This window comes from Streptococcus sp. HF-100 (genome assembly GCF_015594635.1).
Taxonomy (GTDB): Bacteria; Bacillota; Bacilli; order Lactobacillales; family Streptococcaceae; genus Streptococcus; species Streptococcus vaginalis.
In genome coordinates this window covers 152,851-173,393 of sequence record NZ_JADNQV010000004.1, presented here as the reverse complement: position 1 = coordinate 173,393, position 20,543 = coordinate 152,851, and the positions used below count along the sequence as shown (strand labels likewise).

Here is a 20,543-nt window from a genome sequence, read left to right as displayed (position 1 = left end):
CCTTCTAAAAAATAAAATTGATCGCAGTGTTTTTGTATCAAATTCCTACTTTGGGATAAAAAGGGTTAGATTGATAAGGAGGAAAATCAAGAAGCAAGCAAGGGTGGTGCTTTTTGGTGTTTCCAAATGTCGGTAATAGCTTCGCTTGATAGTCTCATCAAATCCGTGGGCGTACATAGCTTCTACATAGGAATCACGCCAGTTAAAAGCGATAAAAATTGCTTTGATATAAAAGATTGGTGACCAGAAATGCAAGGTTTTACCCCGCAAGAGACTAGCTTCGCGAACAGCTTGGATTTCTTTTTGAATAACTGGAATAGCGTTTAAGACAACGAGCAGCCCGTAGGTAAAATGACCCGGAAGTCCTTTTTGATGCCAGTAGCGCAAGAGTTGATTGAGATTGACGCCGTATAAAAAGGTCATTCCCAGAGCCGCTAAAGCAAAGGAACGTGTAAAAAGAACAATCGCTTGACTTTTGTCGCCGTGAAGCTGAATAGCCCAAAAATTTGCTAACGCCGGAAGCAATGGCAGAAGGAACACCCAGAAAATGCCCCACCATTTCCTAATATAAGTAAGGTAGATAAGTGTTCCTGCGACAATAGCGCAGTTGAGCCATGTTAATCGGACAAAGGAAATTTCTAGCGTCAATACAATGAGAAGGAGCAAGAGTGCTAGGACATTTGTTTCTTCTTTTTTCATAGCGCTCTCCTTTCTGTCAGCCCGTGAGACGTCAGCTCTACCAAATGATCACTAATGCCGTCCAAGGGCTCCAAACGATGAGAAATGATAATAAAGCTCTGTTGTGCAGCTTTTTCCTTAATCCAATTAGCAAAAAAATCACAGGCTTTTTTATCTAAGCCAGTAAAGGGCTCATCCATGAGTATGACAGGAGTTTCCAAGGTCAAGATAGCCAATAATTGAATGATTTTTTTTTGCCCGCCGCTCAAGTGAAAAAGGCTGGAATCCATTTTGTCTGCTAAGCCAAATAAATCCAAAGCTTCTTGTACCTTTGCTTGGTTTTCGCTGGAAAGAGAGGACAGGTTTAATTCTTCTGCGGGTGTCGTCCGAATGAATTGCTTTTCAGCATTTTGGACAACGGCAGTAATATGGCGGTACAATTGTTTGCTTTTCTTGAGTTTTTGTCCCTGATAACTCATATTGCCTTTGTATTTTTGCAATTGCAAAATAGCACGAAAAAGAGTTGATTTACCGGCACCGTTAGACCCGATGAGAGTCGTAACACCTTGCTGAAAAGTAAAATCCTCAATCGTAAAAAGTATTTTTGAGTCAAATTGACAGGAAACGTGCTGTAATTGTAAGAGAGGATTTCGCTGGGTATTTTCGCGTGCCAGCTGATAGCTTGGGAGTTCCTTTTTTAAAAGAGCTACATCTCGTTCAAAAAGTTCCCCATTTTTTAATTCAACAAGGTGGTCAACGCAGTCAGCATAGAGACTGCGGTCGTGGTCGCACAGAATCACCGTTTTCCCCATTTCTGTCAAGTTTGCTAGTAAATGAATCAAGCGTTTGCGTGCTTCTTGATCGACAGAAGCAAAAGGCTCGTCCAATAGGATAATCTGTGAATCCATAGCCAACAGAACCGCCAGAGAGACTTGTTGCTTTTCTCCACCAGATAGGGTCAGAAAGTCTCGATGAAGCAGGTGCTCTACTTTGCCAAGTGCAATCGCATGCTGGATTTTTTCATCAATCTGGTCAGCGGGTGTCTGGAGATTTTCCAAGGTAAAAATCAATTCTTCATAAAGAGTTGTCATGGTAAATTGACGGCTTGGATTTTGAAACATCATACTAAGATAGGTAACTCGTTCATGAATCGGTAAATGAGACAGCAATGTATGACCTAACTTTACCTCTCCAGCGAAGTCTAATTCATTGAAATTTGTTAAAATCCGAAAAAGAGTTGATTTGCCAGCACCGGTATCACCAATCAAGAGTGTCATTTTTCCGGTTTCAAAGGTAAAGGTTAAGTCTTCAAAGACATCTCTAAGATAAATATGCTTTAATGTTAATCCCATATTATTTACCAGCGGCTTGGTTAATCTTGTCATAAAGATTCATAATGATTTTAACCAGAACAGCACAGAAGAAGAATACCGAAAGAAAACGAACAACAAACAATGCTAAAACAAACTCAGGTTTGAAAGCATAATAACCAATTTTAAAATATTCATAGGCAAAGCTCAAACAGGTCGTTCCTATGGCACTATAGATCAATGATAGCCAATCATAGCGTTTGTATCGTGTTGCTGCAAAACCAAGTTCACTCCCAAATCCTTGAATGAGCCCAGAAATCAAAGTACTCAGCCCAAATTGGCTCCCGTACAGAACTTCAGCGAGGGCTGCTAAAAGCTCACCAATCGTGGCGCTCCCCGGTTTGCGCAGTAACATAGCCGCCATCGGAGCTGCCATACACCACAGACCAAAGAGAATTTCATTGGCAAAAGGCTCGAGTCCGATAGGTGCCAGAATAGCTGTCAAAATATTGTAAAGGAAGCCTGAACCAACAAAGATTCCTCCAAATAAAATAGCCAAAAGAGCTAAGAGGATAACATCTCGTAAACTCCATTTTTGAAACATAAAAAACTCCTTCTAACAGAGCAGATGAGGAGTTTTAGCGCGACAAAATAAAATCTAATCACATAAATGATTAGAACGGTTTGGTCTTTCTTATACATTTCCCTGCGGCAGCATTAACTGTATCAGGTTCCATGGGTATAATCTCAGCCTCGGCACCCCAAATGTTCTTTGCTTTTTATTATGTTGCTATTCTAACATCTCTTTTCAAAAATAGCAAGCAAAGGATTTTCAAAAATTTTGATGTATGTGGTCGCCATAGCCTTAAACTATATCAAATCATAAAATGTTAAACGACACGCGATGAAATCAATGTTTAATATATATTTGGAATCTCATTATAGTTTTTAACTATAATGAGATTCCTAGAAATTCCAATTATACAGAGCTTAGATTTTCTGTTAAGATAGTGTCAACAAGAAATTTTGGAGGATGACTATGTCAACTACGATTATCGACTTCCCGCGTTTGGGAGAATTCCGCGAATTAAAATTCACTGCTGAAAAATACTTTAGGAATGAAATTTCAGCTCAAGAGCTCCTGACTGCTGCCAAGGACCTGCGCGCCAAGCACTGGAATATCGTCAAAGAGCACGGGATTACAGAAGTACCGTCCAACGACTTTTCTCACTATGATAATGTTTTGGATGTCGCCTTCCTCTTTAACGTAGTGCCGTCCTCTGTTCAGGGCCTGGACCTGTCTGATCTGGAGCGTTATTTTGCCCTGGCCCGCGGTTACCAAGGGGAAAAAGGGGATGTTCGAGCCCTGCCGATGAAAAAATGGTTCAACACCAACTACCACTACATTGTGCCTAAGTTTGAAAAGGATACTCAGGTTAAATTGTCCGACAGCAAGATCTTTGATGAATTTGCGGAAGCCAAGGAGCTAGGTCTGGATACCCGTCCGGTCCTGGTAGGTCCCTTCACACTCCTGCAGCTGTCCGACTTTGAAGAAGGGGTAGAACCTGCCCAGTTTGTGGATGCCCTGGTCAAGACCTATCAGGAAGTCTTTGCCAAATTGGCCGACCTTGGTGCCGGCCGCATCCAGCTGGATGAGCCTGCTCTGGTCAAGGACCTGTCTGCCGAAGAGAAGGTCTTCTTCCTTGATCTCTACAGGAAAATCCTGGCGGACAAGAAAGGACTGGAAGTCCTAATCCAAACCTACTTCGGCGATGTTCGGGATATCTACTCCGATTTGATCGAACTGCCGGTTGATGCCATCGGTCTGGACTTCGTTGAAGGCAAGAAAACTCTGGAGTTGGTCAAGTCCGGCTTCCCGGCCGACAAGACCCTCTATGCCGGGATTGTCAACGGTAAGAATATCTGGCGCAATAATTATGAAAAGAGCCTGGCTGTCCTGGAGCAGATTCCGGCTGAAAAGCTTGTGCTGACCAGCTCCTGCTCCCTGCTGCATGTGCCTTTCACCACAGCCAATGAAGACTTTGAAGAAGCCATCCTCAAGCACTTTGCCTTTGCGGTGGAAAAGCTGGATGAGATCCGGGATCTGGATGCCATCCGCAATGGCGGCGGAGCAGAAGCTCTGGCTGCCGACAAGGAACTCTTTGGGACAGAGCGTGTCGGTAGAAATGCTGAATTGGCGGCCCGCATGGCCGGTCTGACCGATGCCGACTACACCCGCCTGCCGGCCTTCGCAGAACGCGAGGCCATCCAGGAAGAAGCCTTCAAACTGTCGGTTCTGCCGACGACAACCATCGGTTCCTTCCCTCAGACCAAGGAAGTTCGGACCAAGCGCCTAGCCTTCCGTAAGGGAGAACTGTCCCAGGAAGACTATGACAAGTTCCTAGCTGAGCAGATCGACGAATGGATCAAGTGGCAGGAAGAAGTTGGTTTTGATGTTCTGGTTTACGGGGAATTTGAGCGTAATGACATGGTAGAATACTTCGGTCAAAACCTGTCCGGCTATCTCTTCTCCAAGAACGGCTGGGTGCAGTCCTACGGTATGCGTGGGGTAAAACCGCCGATTATCTGGGGAGATGTAACCCGCCTCAACCCGATTACTGTTAAATGGTCCAGCTATGCTCAAAGTCGGACTGACAAGCCGGTTAAGGGAATGCTGACGGGACCTGTAACCATCCTCAACTGGTCCTTCCCACGGGAAGATATTCCCATCAAGGACTCTACCCTGCAGATTGCCCTGGCCGTCAAGGACGAAGTTCTGGACCTGGAAGCTACCGGCGTTAAGATTATCCAAATCGATGAAGCCGCCCTGCGTGAAAAGCTGCCGCTCCGCCGCAGCGACTGGTATGAGGATTATCTGGATTGGGCCATTTCGGCCTTCCGTCTGGTCCACTCTACCGTTGCACCGGATACGCAGATCCATACCCACATGTGCTACTCAGAGTTTACCGATATCATCCCAGCCATTGATAACATGGATGCGGATGTCATCTCCTTTGAGGCTAGCCGCTCCAACCTGGAAATCCTGGTGAGCTCAAGGCCAAGAACTTCCAGACAGAAGTGGGACCTGGAGTTTACGATATCCACTCTCCTCGTGTACCAAATGAAGGGGAAATCGACCACACCATCGAGGCCATCCTGGCCAAGGTGCCGAGCCGCAAGCTCTGGATCAATCCTGACTGCGGTCTGAAAACGCGTGGCATTACTGAAACCAAGGCTAGTCTGGTCCGCTTGGTAGAGGCAGCCAAAGCAGCACGCCAAGGTTTGAAATAAAAAATAGAGACTGACAATCTTGCAAAGGTTCTGATACTCAATGAAAATCAAATTTCTTTGACAGTCGCTTTGCGACTTCTATCCACAACCTTCAACAATCTCCTAGATTGTTGAAGGTTGACAAAGTTTGAAGAGATTTTCGAAGAGTATAACTTGCGGGATTGTCACATACTCTCGTAAATATCGAAAGGAATTGTAAAACATGTCTATCCAAAGCCCGTCTCTCTCTTTTGAAGTATTTCCTCCAAATCCAGCAGTAGGCAATGAAAATATTATGGTGGCCCTGAAGGAAATGCAGGACCTGGCGCCTCATTTCATCAGTGTCACAGCGAGTAATAATAAGTTCAATATCGAAGAAACGACGGTGCGTCTGGCGGACTTCATCTGCAATGGTCTGCACATCCCGACCATTGCTCACCTGCCTGCGGTTTATCTGACTAAGGAAATGGTTACAGAAACTCTGACAGTACTTGATAAGATAGGTGTTCATAAAGTATTGGCACTCAGAGGGGATATCCTTCGAGATGTGGAACCCCAAAAGGACTTCGTCTACGCAACAGATTTGATTGAGTATATTAAGAAAGAAGCTCCTCACTTTGAGATTATCGGGGCCTGCTATCCAGAAGGTCATCCTGATTCACCAGACCGAGTTTCAAATATCAAGAATCTCAAAAAGAAAGTAGATGCAGGCTGTTCGAGTTTGGTCACTCAACTCTTCTTTGATAATGAGCGTTTTTATGATTTTCAAGAAAGATGTACTCTGGCTGGGATTGAAGTTCCGATTCATGCGGGGATTATACCGATTTTAAACCGTAATCAGGTTCTTCGTTTGCTCAAAACCTGTGAAAACATTTATTTACCACGAAAATTTTGCTCTATTTTAGATAAATATGAACACGATCCAGAGTCACTCAGAGCAGCAGGATTAGCCTATGCGATTGACCAAATTGTTGACTTAGTCACTCAAGATGTGGCAGGTGTTCATCTATATACAATGAACAATTCCAGTACTGCTCATCAAATTTATCAGGCGACACATACATTCTTTAATAATAAAGTGTCAAGCTAGGGCGTGAGACAGTCTGGGAGACTAAGAAAACAAAGTTTTCGTCAAAGGTAGTCTTCCGAGTTTAAAAAGCGAACAACATTGAGTCTTGCTTCGTACGCTCTATCTGTAAGTTCAAAGCAGTGTTTTAAGCAATCAGCCACTACCTTGTGTACTTTGAAGCTGGAGACTTTTGTCCCAGCTTTTTTCATGATTGTGTAAAATGCTCATTCTTCTAGGAAAGAATAGTATCAGTATTTATGACTATTTTACAAGAAAGGGGTTACAAAAAAGAGTATAATAGAAGTAACGAAAGAACGAGGTGAATGAAATGACAGAAAAACAGTTTCCGAATGGCTTTTTGTGAGGTGGCGCGACTGCAGCCAATCAGTATGAAGGTGGCTGGGATTTAGGTGGCGTGGTCCGGCTACGTCTGATACAGCCAAAGCTGTACGCCCTGAGGAGCGTCAAAATATGGAAGGTTTTGCCGCACCCATGACCAGAGAAAAAGTAGAAGCTGCTCTTAATGATAAGGAAGGACTCTATCCTAAGCGCTGGGGCTCTAACTTTTATCATCGTTACAAGGAAGATATTGCTCTTTTTGCAGAAATGGGCTTTAAAACTTTCCGCCTCTCTGTCGCTTGGAGTCGAATTTTCCCTAATGGAGACGATGTAGAGCCTAATGAAGAAGGGCTGGCTTTTTACGATGCGGTCTTTGACGAACTCTTGAAATATGGCATTGAGCCTTTAGTGACGTTGTCACACTATGAGACACCGATTCATTTGGCATTAGAGTACGGTGGCTGGAAGAATCGCCGAGTTATTGGTTTTTTGAGCGCTATGGATTTATCTATGTGGATGCAGACGATGAGGAAAATGGAAGCTATGACCGCTCCCGCAAGGATTCTTTCTTCTGGTATCAGAAAGTGATTGAAACCAACGGGGCAGCGGCCTTAGAAGAATAGAGAGGTCAACAGATGAGCAGAAAAATTATCTTTTTAGATGTAGACGGAACTTTGGTGGATTATGACAATCGTATTCCAGAATCTGCTATTCAGGCTATTCGTCAGGCGCGGGAAAATGGGCATTTAGTCTATGTTTGTACAGGGCGCAGTAAGGCGGAAATGCCAGAGGAAATCTGGGCTATCGGTCTAGACGGTATGATTGGCGGGAATGGTTCTTATGTGGAGCATGAAGGTCAGGTCATCATGCATCAGTTGATTCCTTTAGAGGTGGAAAAGAGAGCGGTAGACTGGCTGCATGAGAGAGGATTGGAATTTTATTTAGAAAGTAACAACGGTCTCTTTGCTAGTGAGCATTTCCGTGATGCAGCGCGTCCGGTCATGAAACTTTATGCCAAGAAAAAAGGAAAAACAGATGCGGAAGTTGAACATCAAGAGGTTGAAGATGTGATGTACGGCATGGTCTTTGGTGGCGAGCTTTACCGAGATGATCTGAATAAAATCAGCTTTATTCTCACTTCTTATCAGGATCACTTGGACTCTAAGGAAGCTTTTCCAGAGCTCAAGGCTGGTACATGGGGTGGTCGTGGAGAGGAAGCTCTCTTTGGCGATCTAGGAGTTAAGGATATTACGAAGGCACATGCGATTGATGTACTGCTAGAGCATTTGGGGGCGAAAAAAGAAGATACAATTGCTTTTGGAGATGTCAAGATTGACATTCCGATGTTGGAATATTGTCAAATTGGGGTTTCTATGGGTAATGGCGGCCCAGAAATATTAGCCATGGCGGATATGCTGACAGATGATGTGGCCGAGGATGGTCTCTACAATGCCTTTGAAAAATTAGAACTTCTTTAGAGGAATATTTTATGACAAAAACACTTTATTTGATGCGACACGGGCAAACTTTATTCAATAAGCGGCATCGGATTCAAGGCTGGTGTGACGCCCCTTTGACGGACTTAGGAGTGTATCAGGCTCAGGTGGCTGGGCAGTATTTTAAAAATGCAGGAATTACGTTTGATGCGGCTTACAGCTCAACATCTGAGCGGGCTTGCGATACCTTAGAAATTGTTACAAATGGTAGCCTTTCTTATAAGCGGGTTAAAGGCCTCAAGGAATGGAATTTTGGGACCTTTGAAGGAGAAAGTGAGGACCTCAATCCTCCTTTGCCATATGAAGATTTTTTTGTGACCTATGGTGGAGAATCTCAAGACCAAGTTCGAGAGCGCATGGCTGCGACTATCCTACAGCTCATGCAAGAAACGAAAGGCAAGTCTGTTCTCATGGTATCTCACGGTGGTGCTATGGCCAATTTTGCACGTGCTTGGGAAGACAACTGGCGGCTGGATAATCTAGGACACATGACAAACTGTGGTATTTTGAAGTTTTCCTTTGAAGCTGACCAATTTTATCTGGAAGAGGCGATTGGTCATGACTTTAGTGGCTGGGAGGAAAAATGAAAGATTTATATCTAATGCGGCATGGTCAAACTTTTTTCAATCAAGAAGGGCTGGTGCAAGGAGTATGTGACTCACCGCTGACTGATTTAGGTATAGAGCAAGCCAAGCAAGCGCGAGCTTTTTTCGAGAAAAATGGCATTGAATTTGGAGGTATCTACTCTTCCACTCAAGAGAGGGCTTCTGATACCTTGGAAATTGTGACGGGTCGAACAGACTACACCCGTCTCAAAGGAGTGAAAGAGTGGAATTTTGGGCTTTTTGAAGCTCAGCCAGAAAGATTGCAGCCTAAGTTTCGAGCTGGTGCGGTGTCTTTTGAAGATTTATACGTGCCTTATGGGGGTGAAGATGTGGCTCAAGTAGGAGAACGCATGCTGACCACTCTGACAGAAGTCATGAAAAAAACGCCTGCTGTTAAAAATCCAACATTGGTCGTCAGCCACGGTGGTGCTATGTGGGCTTTTTATCTAAAAGTGGGTTATTTGCCTGATCCTAATATTTATTTCAGTAACTGTGCTATTTGTCATTACCAATATGAAAACGACCAGTTTCTGCTTCGACAAGTTATTGACCCATTGGCTAAAACGGTCTATGACTTGTAACGGCAACTTACTTGTTCTCGCTTGATCTCTTATAGAGAAAATAGTATAGAGTGGCTGTTTAATAGTTGAATAAAAGAAAGAAAATGATGGCCAAAACTATCATTTTCTTTCTTTTTATATGTAATTTTCTTAACTTTCCTTTTTCTGTAGGTGATTGCATTAGTAAACTATCCTGGGCTCAAGTATTTTATGAAAAATCTCGAAGAATTTTTCAAGATTTGCAATATTATAAAAGCTATTCTTCTGTTACCCACACGCTTCTGGTGAAGATCATGGAGAGTAGGGTGAATCCAGCAAGTCCAATTCCTACGTACCAGTAGGGGAGGTCCATTGTGGTGGAGCGTCCAGGCAGGTTGACAATGCCGCGAAAGAGAACGCCCGTAGCAATGGTTGCAACCGCAGGATTCCAAAGATTGAGACTGAGCCGTGAAAGATTAGGGATGATTTTTTGAAAAATCAGAAGCACCATCCCTCCTATCAGTGGCACTCCAAAGAGATAATGTATATAGGCTGAAGTCTCCCCAAAGCTGAAGTGTTCATAAATACGACTGAAAATGAAGAAAAATACTGTGATTAAGGCATAGACAACGGCTGTCTTTTTGAACCGTTTTTTGCTTGCTTTAGTAACCGATGTAGACAATGTCACTCACAGCGCTTTCTGAAGTTCGACCGTCTGATACAACGATAATATAGTGATTTTTGTCAATCATTCCAATAGCTGTACGCGGATTGGAAGACATGGATTGCCCTACTTCCGAATTGCTTGAAACTGCGATCTGACCATTTTCAACCAAAGTCGGACCAAAGGCAAGAAGGTTTACAACACCATTTTTAACCAAGTCTTCAGCAGAAACATCATTTTCGTAAACAATTCCGAAACTCCCATCTTTATAAATTGCTAAGTCACCATTGCTAGCATCTTCACGTACGATATTTCGATAGACGACACCGTTACGGATGACATAGCCAGTTGTGTTGGCTCCGTAGTAGTCTCCGTTGATAGCAAGAATGGCATTGTTGTTGGCTGCTGTGACAGAAGTCTTAGCAGTCACATTATTTCCATAAGTATTTTGTGCTAGAGCGGTTTTGAGATATTCTGGCGAGCTGACCGTAATATCTGCAATGTATACTTTCGTGTTGCTGACGGTTTTTGTAGTTAGGTTAATAGAAATGTTATCATCCTTATAGCTTGTATTTGTCTTTGTCGCATTTGTTGCTGTTTTAGTACTTGTTGTGCTGGTTGAGGCAGAAGAGGATTTGACCGTTGTAATAGCTTCTGATAGAACAAAAGTTTTCAACATTGAGTAGGTAAACGCCCCTGTCAACAACATACCAAAGAGACTAGCATAAGCATAGGATTTTTTGAAAAACTTCATGATAAAGTATGCGTCCTTTCTTTGAAAATAATTTTTTTTGAACGAGCCAAGATAGGCAAAAGAGCAGCGTTCCGACGAGGATTTTAATAATTAGCAAATTGAGACCGAAGATGGCGTAAAAGAGTCTAATCAAAAGGGTGTCAAGGATAAACAAGCCCAAGGCTAGCCCGAAATAACCAGTACCCGTTTTAACAACACTGTCTTTATTTTTAAAGACCAATCTTTTGTTTGTGGAGTAATTAAAAATCGAGCTAGTGACACGAGCCACTCCGTTTGCCAGTAAAATTTTGAGACTAGTTGGTACCGCAGCAAGCACAAAGAGGGCGAGAGCATAGACGATATAGTCAATCAAAAAACTACTAATTGAAGAAAGAGCAAACTTAAACATATCTTTATAAATCATGAGCCCATCTCGTACCGGTCTAAAGTGAGAAGCTTGATTGTCATTGATATAAATTGTTTCGATTGGAACTTCAATGATAGGATATTCTTTGGAAGCAGCTAGCAGCATATTCATTTCATATTCATAACGCTGCCCTTCAACCTCCAACATAAACGGAATCATGTTGGTTGTAAATCCACGAAGTCCTGTTTGGGTGTCTGTCACGGAAACACCAGTCTGTTGCTTAAACAGAAATCGTGTTAATTTATTTCCAAAAGCCGAACGCAAAGGAACGTTGCCAGAAAAAGAACGCGCTCCCATAATCAAGTGATTGGGGTTTTCTTGAGCCTTTTTGCTCACTCGGAAAATATCCCACACTTTGTGTTGACCATCTGCATCAGCTGTGACCACTGTTCCATATTGACCTAAGGAATCAATATAAGAAAAAGCAGTTTTTAGCGCTTGCCCTTTGCCTTGGTTGGTCATATAGCATAGAACCGTAGCGTATTTTTGAGCTTCCTGGAAAATCGAATCATAACTAGTCGGACTGCCGTCATTTACCACGATGATTTGCAGCGAACTCTTTTCCTTCACTTTTTGCAAAAGATGAAGGAGATTGAGGTCGGGTTTGTAAGCGGGAATTACTAAATAGTTCATGGGTTTACTCCTTTCTTAGAAGAGTGATAGAAAAGTTACACACTAGTATAGAGAGGCTAGCTTAAAGGTAACTGATATCAGCTTTCTTTAAGGTTTTGGAATGGAATGGGTAATGGAGTATAGGGAAAAACTGTGCTTTTTACAAAAACAAAAATCGAATTTTTCTTGCTATTTCCCAAAAAGTTTAGTATAATAGTTATTCGTGAGAAAACCTCACTTACCCCTTGCAATGGCTGGGGGTCATTAGACCAAAAGGAGGAAAAATCAATGGCTAAATACGAAATTCTTTATATTATTCGTCCAAACATTGAAGAAGAAGCAAAAAACGCTTTGGTAGCACGCTTTGACTCTATCTTGACTGACAACGGTGCAACTGTTGTTGAATCAAAAGACTGGGAAAAACGTCGTCTTGCATACGAAATCCAAGATTTCCGTGAAGGACTTTACCACATCGTAAACGTTGAAGCTGAAGACGCAGTCGCTTTGAATGAATTTGACCGTCTTTCAAAAATCAACGCTGACATTCTTCGTCACATGATCGTCAAACTTGACGCATAAGAAGGGTTACATATGATAAATAACGTTGTACTTGTGGGTCGGATGACCCGAGATGCCGAACTTCGCTATACTCCGCAAAATCAAGCGGTTGCAACTTTTACTCTTGCTGTCAATCGCAACTTTAAAAATCAAAGTGGCGAGCGAGAAGCAGATTTCATTAACGTTGTAATTTGGCGCCAGCAGGCAGAAAATCTTGCAAATTGGGCTAAAAAAGGAGCTCTCATCGGAATTACTGGTCGGATTCAGACACGTAACTACGAAAACCAGCAAGGTCAACGTGTCTATGTGACAGAAGTGGTAGCTGACAATTTCCAACTGCTAGAAAGTCGTGCCAGCCGTGAAGGTCAATCTTCTGGTGGCTACACTTCTAATAATTTCGGAAATTCATCATCCAACTTTGGGAACTCAACTTCTGCCAATCAAGTACCCAACTTTTCTCGTGATGAAAATCCATTTGGTAATACCAATCCAATGGACATCTCAGATGACGATCTACCATTTTAATGGACAAACAGAATAATGATATAAAGGAGAAAGAACATGGCTCAACAACGTCGTGGCGGATTTAAACGCCGTAAAAAAGTTGATTACATCGCAGCAAACAAGATTGAATATGTTGATTACAAAGATACTGAGCTTCTTAGCCGTTTCGTTTCAGAACGTGGGAAAATCCTTCCTCGTCGTGTAACAGGAACTTCAGCTAAAAACCAACGTAAAGTAACAACAGCAATCAAACGCGCTCGCGTAATGGCTTTAATGCCTTTCGTAAACGAAGACTAAAATATAAAAATGAGCATGAATTTCATAAAATCATGCTCATTTTTTAAAACTCAATCAGCAACTAAATAGGTTGCTTTTCTTATGCTCAAAATTGTTTGAAACGGTTGTCAAAAATACTTATTAGATCTTATTAAAACATCCACCTGTTGAAACAAGCGGATGTTCAAATAAAAATATGACTAAAGTTGTCTTGGTGCGGTTAAAGCACTGCGGATATTGAATTTCTTTTTGAGATAGAAACGAAGTGCCAAAGTTCCTCCACCAAACACAAGGATAAATAAGTTCGGCAGTTTTGGATTTAAAACTGCTGGCAACAGGAAGGTTGTTCCGTAAAGAACAACAGCCCACAAAATCGTAGCAGCTGAAATGATAAGAAGCGATTTGAAAAATGGTGGTTTTTGACTTTGGTCTTGGTCAGCATAATAAAAACGGTAAATAAAGTAGTACATTCCGTAAAATACGAGTGCCCCCACCGCGCTACCAAGTACAATCGTCACAACGCCATAATTGCTAGGATTTTTGGAGAATAAGTTAACACTACTATTTAAAATAGCAAACAAACTAAAGACAAATAAGAAAGCATCCATAATCATAAGATAAGGGTTGGTATTTTCTTGGACGGTCTGAGCTTCTTTTTGTTTTGCTTCTGAGAAATTTGCTGCCCAAACAGTTGGTGCTCCATAAAGTCCGCGAGCGGTGATGCCTTTTGCTTGATTTTCAAGGATTGTTGGGATAATCTCCTCTAGCAAGGCTTTGATTTCTTCGTCTGTTTTTCCGTCTTTGATGAGTTGGTGAGTTGCGATACGGACAAATTCTTGATTCTTTTTGCTTAATTTATCCAAAGAAACTTGTGTCATAAGATCTCCTTTTAATTAGAATAATTTTTTGTGAATAAGGTAAACAGTCAGGGAAACACTTATCGCAAAGGCGATAAAAATAATAATCCAAAAAGCGTGAGGTTCCCCGTTGAGCGGTAAGTCATTGTTTTTGAAGTTCATTCCATAGGCTGAAAAAATCATAGTTGGAATGGACATGACAATCGTCACTAAAGCTAGAGCTTTCATGATGTTATTTTGATTATTTGAAATGATAGAAGCAAACGTATCTGTCATACTGTGCAAGATATTTCCATAAATATCTGCCATCTCAATTGCCTGTTGAGTTTCGATGAGTGTATCTTCTAGCAAATCCTCATCTTCCAAATATTTTTTGATATTACTTGTAGCGCTGGTCAATTTTTTAATCACACGCTCATTGGTTTTCAAGGAAGCCTTGAAATAGACAATCGTTTTTTCAAGCTCCATGAGTTCAATCAATTCTTCATTTCGAGTGGATTTGTGCAGTTGACTTTCGATTTGTTCGCTTTTACGGTCAATGGAACGAAGTGCTGTCAGATAAAGCTCGGCATTGCGATAAAGAATTTGGAAAATAAAGCGCGAACGCATGAAAGTATAAAAATTACGCAGCCGTCGATTGATAAAAATATCCAACAAAGGAAGCTTTTCCAAACAGGTGGTAATAATCGCATCTTCGGTAATGATAATTCCTAGCGGAATAGTCACATAATAAGTTTGATTATTTCGTTCTTCTGTAATTGGAACGTCCACGATAATCAGGGTGTACTCATCTTCAATGGTAACCCGAGACATTTCTTCTGCATCAAGCGGTGCTCGTAAGTCGGTAATGTCAATATCAAAAGCGTTGGCAATTTCAGTAGACTCACTTTGAGAAGGGTTGACTAAATTGATCCAAGTCCCCGACTCAAGCGTATCAATTTCTTTAAGTTCAGTTGTTGTTGATAGAAAGACTTGTTTCATGTTTTCCTCCTTCAGTTATTTGCACACCGTACTATTATACTATAAAATTCCGAGTTTTTGGGTAAAAGATTGTAGAAAATTTTGTTATAATAAAAAGAAGTTTAAAATAAAGTGTGGTAAGAATGCAGGATAAAATTATCATTCATGGAGCACGAGCTCATAATTTAAAAAATATTGATGTCACAATTCCGCGAGACAAGCTGGTTGTCGTGACTGGTTTGTCTGGTTCAGGCAAATCTAGCTTAGCTTTTGACACTCTCTATGCAGAGGGGCAACGTCGCTATGTAGAAAGTTTGTCTGCCTATGCCCGACAATTTTTGGGCAATATGGAAAAACCAGATGTGGACTCTATTGACGGCCTTAGCCCTGCCATTTCTATTGATCAAAAAACGACCAGCAAGAATCCGCGGTCAACGGTTGGAACAGCTACGGAAATCAATGATTACCTTCGTTTGCTTTATGCACGTGTGGGAACTCCATATTGTATCAATGGGCATGGAGCCATTAAAGCTTCTTCTGTAGAACAAATCGTCAATCAAATTTTGGAATTGCCCGAACGTCAGCGATTACAAATTCTAGCGCCAGTTATCCGTAAGAAAAAAGGACAGCACAAGACAATATTTGATAAAATCCAAAAAGATGGGTATGTACGAGTGCGCGTGGACGGGGACGTTTATGATGTAACCGAAGTCCCAGAGCTTTCTAAAACGAAAAAGCATGATATCGAAGTAGTAGTAGATCGGATTGTCATTAAGGGCGGTGTACGCAGTCGTCTCTTTGACTCGGTAGAAGCGGCTCTTCGTCTGGCTGAAGGCTATGTGGTGATTGATACGATGGATGGGAAGGAGTTGCTTTTTTCCGAGCACTATGCCTGTCCAGTCTGTGGCTTTACGGTTTCTGAGCTAGAACCGCGCCTTTTCTCTTTTAATGCCCCATTTGGGTCCTGCTCTGACTGTGACGGCTTAGGTATCAAGTTAGAGGTTGATTTGGATCTTGTAGTGCCTGATAGTAGTAAAACCTTGCGGGAAGGCGCTCTAGCACCGTGGAATCCAATTTCTTCTAGTTATTATCCGCAAATGTTAGCTCAGGCGATGGAAGCCTTTGGCATCGAGATGGATAAGCCTTTTGAGGAATTGAGTGAGGAAGAAAAACAGCTGATTTTCTTTGGCTCAGATGGTCGGGAGTTCCATTTTCACTATGAAAATGAATTCGGTGGCGTGCGAGATATCGACATCCCTTTTGAAGGAGTAGTAACCAATATCAACCGCCGCTATCATGAAACTAACAGTGATTTTACCCGTAGCCAAATGCGTCTTTATATGAATGAGTTGACTTGTGCAAGTTGTCAAGGTTATCGGCTGAATCCGCAAGCTTTGTCTGTTAAAGTAGGTGGTGAGAATGGTCTCAATATTGGTCAAGTGTCTGATTTGTCTATTGCGGATCATTTAGAATTGATTTCTCATCTGACATTGACTGAAAATGAGGTGACCATTGCAACGCCGATTATCAAAGAAATCCGAGATCGCTTGACATTTCTTAATAATGTCGGACTTAATTATCTAACCCTATCTCGTTCTGCAGGCACGCTGTCTGGTGGTGAGAGTCAGCGGATTCGCTTGGCGACTCAAATCGGCTCTAATCTCAGCGGTGTTCTTTATATCTTAGATGAGCCTTCTATCGGTCTTCATCAGCGGGATAATAATCGCTTGATTGCCAGTCTTAAAAAAATGCGGGATTTGGGCAATACCCTCATCGTAGTTGAACATGACGAGGACACCATGCGCGAGGCTGATTGGTTGATTGATGTTGGGCCTGGAGCAGGTGTTTTTGGTGGTGAAATTGTTGCGGCAGGCACTCCAGAGCAAGTTGCAAAAAGCAAGAAATCAATTACAGGTCAGTATTTATCGGGCAAACGTGAAATTCCAGTGCCATTGGAGCGCCGCGTAGGAAACGGCCGATTTATCGAAGTCACAGGTGCGAGCGAGCACAATTTGCAAAACATCACGGCCCGCTTCCCGCTGGGAAAATTTATCGCTGTGACGGGCGTTTCGGGCTCTGGCAAGTCCACTCTGGTTAATTCTATTCTCAAAAAAGCGATTGCGCAAAAGCTCAATCGAAATTCAGATAAACCGGGAAAATTTAAAAAGATTTCAGGCATTGAGCATATTGATCGTTTGATTGATATTGACCAGAGTCCGATTGGTCGAACACCAAGATCCAATCCAGCGACGTATACTGGCGTCTTTGATGATATTCGCGATCTCTTTGCTAAGACCAACGAAGCTAAGATTCGTGGGTATAAAAAAGGACGTTTCTCTTTCAATGTGAAGGGGGGACGCTGCGAGGCCTGCTCTGGGGATGGGATTATCAAGATTGAGATGCACTTTTTACCAGATGTTTATGTCCCTTGTGAGGTTTGCCATGGAACACGGTACAATAGTGAAACCTTGGAAGTGCACTACAAGGAGAAAAACATTGCTCAAGTTTTGGATATGACAGTTAATGATGCAGTGGAATTTTTTAAGCATATTCCTAAAATTGAGCGGAAACTTCAGACCATCAAAGACGTAGGACTAGGATATGTAACGTTAGGACAACCTGCCACAACTCTGTCTGGTGGGGAGGCTCAGCGGATGAAACTAGCCAGCGAACTTCACAAGCGCTCAACAGGTAAGTCTTTCTATATTCTGGATGAACCAACTACAGGTCTGCACACGGAGGATATTGCGAAACTTCTCCAAGTGCTATCACGTTTTGTAGATGATGGCAACACGGTTCTCGTCATCGAGCACAATCTGGATGTTATCAAGACAGCAGACCATATTATAGACCTTGGACCAGAAGGTGGTATTGGCGGAGGTACTATTATTGCTACTGGTACACCAGAAGAAGTAGCTGCAAACTCTGCTAGCTATACTGGCCAGTATCTAAAAGGAAAGTTAAAATAAGATTTAAAAGACTCTGCTTTTTTAGGCAGAGTCTTTTTTATAATAAATTACGAATTTTTTCTTTTATAAATGGGTTAAGAGAATAGTGTTTACCCAGATATTATAGGAGTGCTTGAGCAGACTCAGAAATGCGTTCGTAACCTTGCAAAAAGTGAGGCAATTGCTTGGCTTCCTTTGGATAACCTTCTTCAAATCGTCTGTTGGTATTAAAGATATCTATAAAATTAGATTGAGAAGTTGTTTCCAAACTGATTAGTTCAGTCCAAAGCTTGACGGATCTGTTTTGGATGAAATCATAAGCAGCTAATTTTTCGCCTCGCTGATAGCGACCTAGCCCTAAATATAGATTACATGAAATTTCTCCCAACAGCCATTCACGGTCTCTGTTTTCTTTTGATGGCAGTCTTTGTGGCTGACAGATTGTTTCATCAAAACCGACCTCCTTCCAGATAATCTTGCCTTCAGCGAAGGGAATGTTTACTAGTTCATGAGCTTCAAAGACAGCAAATTCACAAAAAACATCATCTTCAAATAGAACTTTATGTCCGTCTACTGTATTTTGGTAGTGAAATGCAATTGGTTCTAGCTTACTTAACCAGGTTAGGTCTTGGATATAGGTCTGCTTGTAGCCATCTTTTACAATAACAAAGAAGTCTAAATCTGAGTACTGATCCAATCGTTCTCTTTCTGTTGCGCAAGAACCAAGTGCCAGCAAAGCTAGTGCTTGGTTCGAATCTTTTAGAGACTGACCAATCTCATCCAGTCTTTGTAACAGTAATTCTGTTTTATTCATATCGTTACCTCATCATTTCTTGTATAACAAAAATTATACATTTAGCGCTTTCAAATGTTAATTTCATCTAATCCTAACTATATAGATTGTATTATTTTCGGTATTTTTTTGCTATAATAAATTGAATCATTTTACGGAGGAATTTTTATGTTATCAAGAGTAAATAAATTAGAAGCAGCACTTGCGCAAACGGATTGTGATGCTGTCCTTGTGACCAATCTTAAAAATATCTATTATCTGACGAGTTTTAGCGGAACTGAAGCAACTGTTTTTATCAGCAAGAATCGCCGAATTTTTCTGACCGACTCACGCTATACCTTGATTGCCAAAGGTGTGGTCAAAGGATTTGATATTATTGAAACGCGTGATGCTTTGTCAGAAATTGCGAAGATCATTGCAGATGATAAAATAAAGACTATTGGATTTGATGACGAAATTTCTTATCATTCTTTCAAAACTCTCGAAGAACTTTTTTCAGATTATAAGCTGACAGCAATGACTGCTTTCATTGAAAATCTACGCATGATCAAAGATGAAGGAGAAATTGCCACGATTCGAAAAGCTTGTCAAATTTCTGACCAAGCCTTTCTAGATGTCTTGGATTTTATCAAGCCGGGGCAAACAACGGAGCTACAAGTTATGAACTTTTTAGATGCTCGCATGCGGCAACTGGGCGCATCGGGAGCCTCTTTTGACTTTATTATTGCATCAGGTTATCGCTCTGCTATGCCGCATGGAGTAGCTAGCGAGAAGGTCATTCAAACAGGTGAAACCTTGACAATGGATTTTGGTTGTTATTATAATCACTATGTTAGCGATATGACACGAACCATTCATGTTGGTCATGTGACGGATGAGGAGCGCGAGATTTACGATATTGTATTACGGAGCAACCAAGCTCTGATTGAAGCGGCGAAAGCTGGTATGAGTCGTATTGAGTTTGATCAAGTACCGCGCAAAGTGATTAACGATGCAGGTTACGGACAATATTTCACACACGGGATTGGACACGGGATTGGTCTTGATATTCATGAGATTCCTTATTTTGGGAAATCCTCTGAGCCGATTGAAGCAGGTATGGTCTTAACAGATGAGCCAGGTATTTATTTGGACGGAAAATACGGTGTGCGGATCGAAGATGACATTCTCATCACAGACACAGGTTGTGAGCTTTTAACGCTTGCGCCAAAAGAGTTAATTGTTATTTGAGAATTGTCAATGTTTATGATAAAATAAAGAGAAATCTATTTTAAAAGAGGTAATAATAATGATTGAAGCAAGTAAGCTGAAAGCTGGTATGACGTTTGAAACAACGGACGGAAAATTGATTCGTGTCCTTGAAGCAAGCCATCATAAACCAGGTAAAGGGAATACTGTTATGCGTATGAAATTACGGGATGTACGCACAGGTTCAACTTTTGACACAACTTACCGCCCAGAAGAAAAATTTGAACAAGCGATTATCGAGACCCGCCCAGCACAATATTTGTATCAAATGGATGATACAGCCTATTTCATGGATACAGAGTCATTTGAGCAATATGAAATCCCAGTAGCGAATGTAGAGCAAGAATTGAAATTTATTCTTGAAAATTCAGAAGTGAAAATTCAATTTTACGGAAGCGAAGTTATCGGTGTTACAGTTCCAACGACTGTAGAATTAGTCGTAACAGATACACAACCTTCTATCAAAGGAGCAACGGTGACAGGTTCTGGTAAGCCAGCTACTCTTGAAACAGGTCTTGTGGTCAACGTACCGGACTTTATCGAAGTTGGACAAAAATTGATTATCAATACGCAAGAAGGAACTTACGTTTCTCGTGCATAATTTATGTTGAGAACTAGAAGTTCTTAATTACTATCAAATTCAGACTGAGAGCCTGA

At 41.7% G+C, this 20,543-nt stretch carries 17 protein-coding genes, 5 pseudogenes and 1 riboswitch; of the genes and pseudogenes, 13 read left to right on the top strand and 9 right to left on the bottom strand.

The genetic code is table 11. The features are described from left to right. Positions 1-45: 45 nt before the first annotated feature. Genes IYQ23_RS05565 through IYQ23_RS05555 form a run of 3 tightly spaced genes read right to left on the bottom strand, consistent with a single transcriptional unit; the run spans position 46 to position 2,592 of the window. Positions 46-699: an energy-coupling factor transporter transmembrane component T gene (locus IYQ23_RS05565; protein WP_195674340.1), complete on the bottom strand. Its 654-nt coding sequence runs from the start codon at positions 697-699 to the stop codon at positions 46-48. Then, a complete protein-coding gene (locus tag IYQ23_RS05560; protein WP_195674339.1) occupies positions 696-2,030 on the bottom strand; it encodes an ATP-binding cassette domain-containing protein in 1,335 nt (444 codons plus the stop codon). The genes IYQ23_RS05565 and IYQ23_RS05560 overlap by 4 nt, the downstream gene beginning before the upstream one ends. Before the next feature lies 1 nt (position 2,031). Next, a complete protein-coding gene (locus IYQ23_RS05555; RefSeq protein ID WP_195674338.1) occupies positions 2,032-2,592 on the bottom strand; it encodes an ECF transporter S component in 561 nt (186 codons plus the stop codon). An 82-nt stretch (positions 2,593-2,674) separates the two neighbouring features. Next, positions 2,675-2,762, bottom strand: a riboswitch (TPP riboswitch). A 265-nt stretch (positions 2,763-3,027) separates the two neighbouring features. Between IYQ23_RS05555 and metE the strand changes: the two are divergent. The 7 genes and pseudogenes from metE (at position 3,028) to IYQ23_RS05520 (ending at position 9,348) form a co-directional block, all read left to right on the top strand. Then, a pseudogene (gene metE, locus IYQ23_RS05550) lies at positions 3,028-5,279 on the top strand (5-methyltetrahydropteroyltriglutamate--homocysteine S-methyltransferase). 202 nt (positions 5,280-5,481) lie between these two features. Beyond that, on the top strand, positions 5,482-6,348 hold the full coding sequence (gene metF, locus IYQ23_RS05545) for a methylenetetrahydrofolate reductase [NAD(P)H] (protein WP_070812333.1): 867 nt from the start codon (positions 5,482-5,484) through the stop codon (positions 6,346-6,348). 307 nt (positions 6,349-6,655) lie between these two features. Next, a pseudogene (locus IYQ23_RS09700) lies at positions 6,656-7,155 on the top strand (family 1 glycosylhydrolase); the annotation flags it as partial. A 23-nt stretch (positions 7,156-7,178) separates the two neighbouring features. Further along, a complete protein-coding gene (locus IYQ23_RS09740) occupies positions 7,179-7,289 on the top strand; it encodes a hypothetical protein (RefSeq protein ID WP_195674337.1) in 111 nt (36 codons plus the stop codon). Positions 7,290-7,301: 12 nt separating this feature from the next. Further along, entirely contained in the window at positions 7,302-8,144 is an 843-nt protein-coding gene (locus IYQ23_RS05530; RefSeq protein ID WP_195674336.1) for a Cof-type HAD-IIB family hydrolase, read from the top strand. Positions 8,145-8,155: 11 nt separating this feature from the next. Next, complete coding sequence (locus IYQ23_RS05525) at positions 8,156-8,749, top strand: histidine phosphatase family protein (protein ID WP_195674335.1); 594 nt, start codon at positions 8,156-8,158, stop codon at positions 8,747-8,749. Next, positions 8,746-9,348, top strand: coding sequence for a histidine phosphatase family protein (locus tag IYQ23_RS05520; RefSeq protein WP_195674334.1), 603 nt, complete (start codon positions 8,746-8,748; stop codon positions 9,346-9,348). The genes IYQ23_RS05525 and IYQ23_RS05520 overlap by 4 nt, the downstream gene beginning before the upstream one ends. A 235-nt stretch (positions 9,349-9,583) precedes the next feature. On the opposite strand, the gene IYQ23_RS05515 is transcribed toward IYQ23_RS05520, so the two are convergent. From IYQ23_RS05515 to IYQ23_RS05505, 3 genes and pseudogenes are all read right to left on the bottom strand, one after another. After that, positions 9,584-9,994, bottom strand: coding sequence for a hypothetical protein (locus IYQ23_RS05515; protein ID WP_195674333.1), 411 nt, complete (start codon positions 9,992-9,994; stop codon positions 9,584-9,586). 7 nt (positions 9,995-10,001) lie between these two features. Continuing rightward, a pseudogene (locus IYQ23_RS05510) lies at positions 10,002-10,724 on the bottom strand (phosphodiester glycosidase family protein); the annotation flags it as partial. Continuing rightward, positions 10,721-11,763, bottom strand: a pseudogene (locus IYQ23_RS05505) (GtrA family protein). The pseudogenes IYQ23_RS05505 and IYQ23_RS05510, both read right to left, overlap by 4 nt. A gap of 267 nt (positions 11,764-12,030) precedes the next feature. Between IYQ23_RS05505 and rpsF the strand changes: the two are divergent. The 3 genes from rpsF to rpsR are packed head-to-tail and all read left to right on the top strand — an operon-like array spanning position 12,031 to position 13,101. Next, positions 12,031-12,321, top strand: a complete 291-nt coding sequence (gene rpsF, locus IYQ23_RS05500) for a 30S ribosomal protein S6 (RefSeq protein WP_003026325.1) — start codon at positions 12,031-12,033, stop codon at positions 12,319-12,321. Positions 12,322-12,333: 12 nt separating this feature from the next. Further along, positions 12,334-12,825, top strand: a complete 492-nt coding sequence (locus IYQ23_RS05495) for a single-stranded DNA-binding protein (protein ID WP_003026323.1) — start codon at positions 12,334-12,336, stop codon at positions 12,823-12,825. A 36-nt stretch (positions 12,826-12,861) separates the two neighbouring features. Beyond that, positions 12,862-13,101 carry a 30S ribosomal protein S18 gene (gene rpsR, locus IYQ23_RS05490; protein ID WP_000068664.1) on the top strand — a complete coding sequence of 80 codons (240 nt, stop codon included), beginning with the start codon at positions 12,862-12,864 and terminating at the stop codon, positions 13,099-13,101. A 179-nt stretch (positions 13,102-13,280) separates the two neighbouring features. On the opposite strand, the gene IYQ23_RS05485 is transcribed toward rpsR, so the two are convergent. After that, entirely contained in the window at positions 13,281-13,958 is a 678-nt protein-coding gene (locus IYQ23_RS05485) for a DUF1129 domain-containing protein (protein ID WP_117644765.1), read from the bottom strand. A gap of 15 nt (positions 13,959-13,973) precedes the next feature. Further along, positions 13,974-14,918 (bottom strand): magnesium transporter CorA family protein, encoded by a 945-nt coding sequence (locus tag IYQ23_RS05480; RefSeq protein ID WP_195674331.1) that lies wholly within the window; start codon positions 14,916-14,918, stop codon positions 13,974-13,976. 122 nt (positions 14,919-15,040) lie between these two features. On the opposite strand from IYQ23_RS05480, the gene uvrA reads away from it, so the two are divergent. Continuing rightward, a complete protein-coding gene (gene uvrA, locus IYQ23_RS05475) occupies positions 15,041-17,866 on the top strand; it encodes an excinuclease ABC subunit UvrA (RefSeq protein WP_195674330.1) in 2,826 nt (941 codons plus the stop codon). Positions 17,867-17,903: 37 nt separating this feature from the next. Here uvrA and IYQ23_RS05470 read toward each other — a convergent pair. Then, positions 17,904-18,659: pseudogene (locus IYQ23_RS05470) on the bottom strand (hypothetical protein). Between the two features lie 147 nt (positions 18,660-18,806). Here IYQ23_RS05470 and IYQ23_RS05465 point away from each other — a divergent pair. Together IYQ23_RS05465 and efp are read left to right on the top strand one after the other, a co-directional pair. After that, positions 18,807-19,868, top strand: coding sequence for a M24 family metallopeptidase (locus IYQ23_RS05465; RefSeq protein ID WP_195673320.1), 1,062 nt, complete (start codon positions 18,807-18,809; stop codon positions 19,866-19,868). Between the two features lie 58 nt (positions 19,869-19,926). Further along, entirely contained in the window at positions 19,927-20,487 is a 561-nt protein-coding gene (gene efp / locus IYQ23_RS05460) for an elongation factor P (protein ID WP_003026309.1), read from the top strand. Positions 20,488-20,543: the final 56 nt, after the last annotated feature.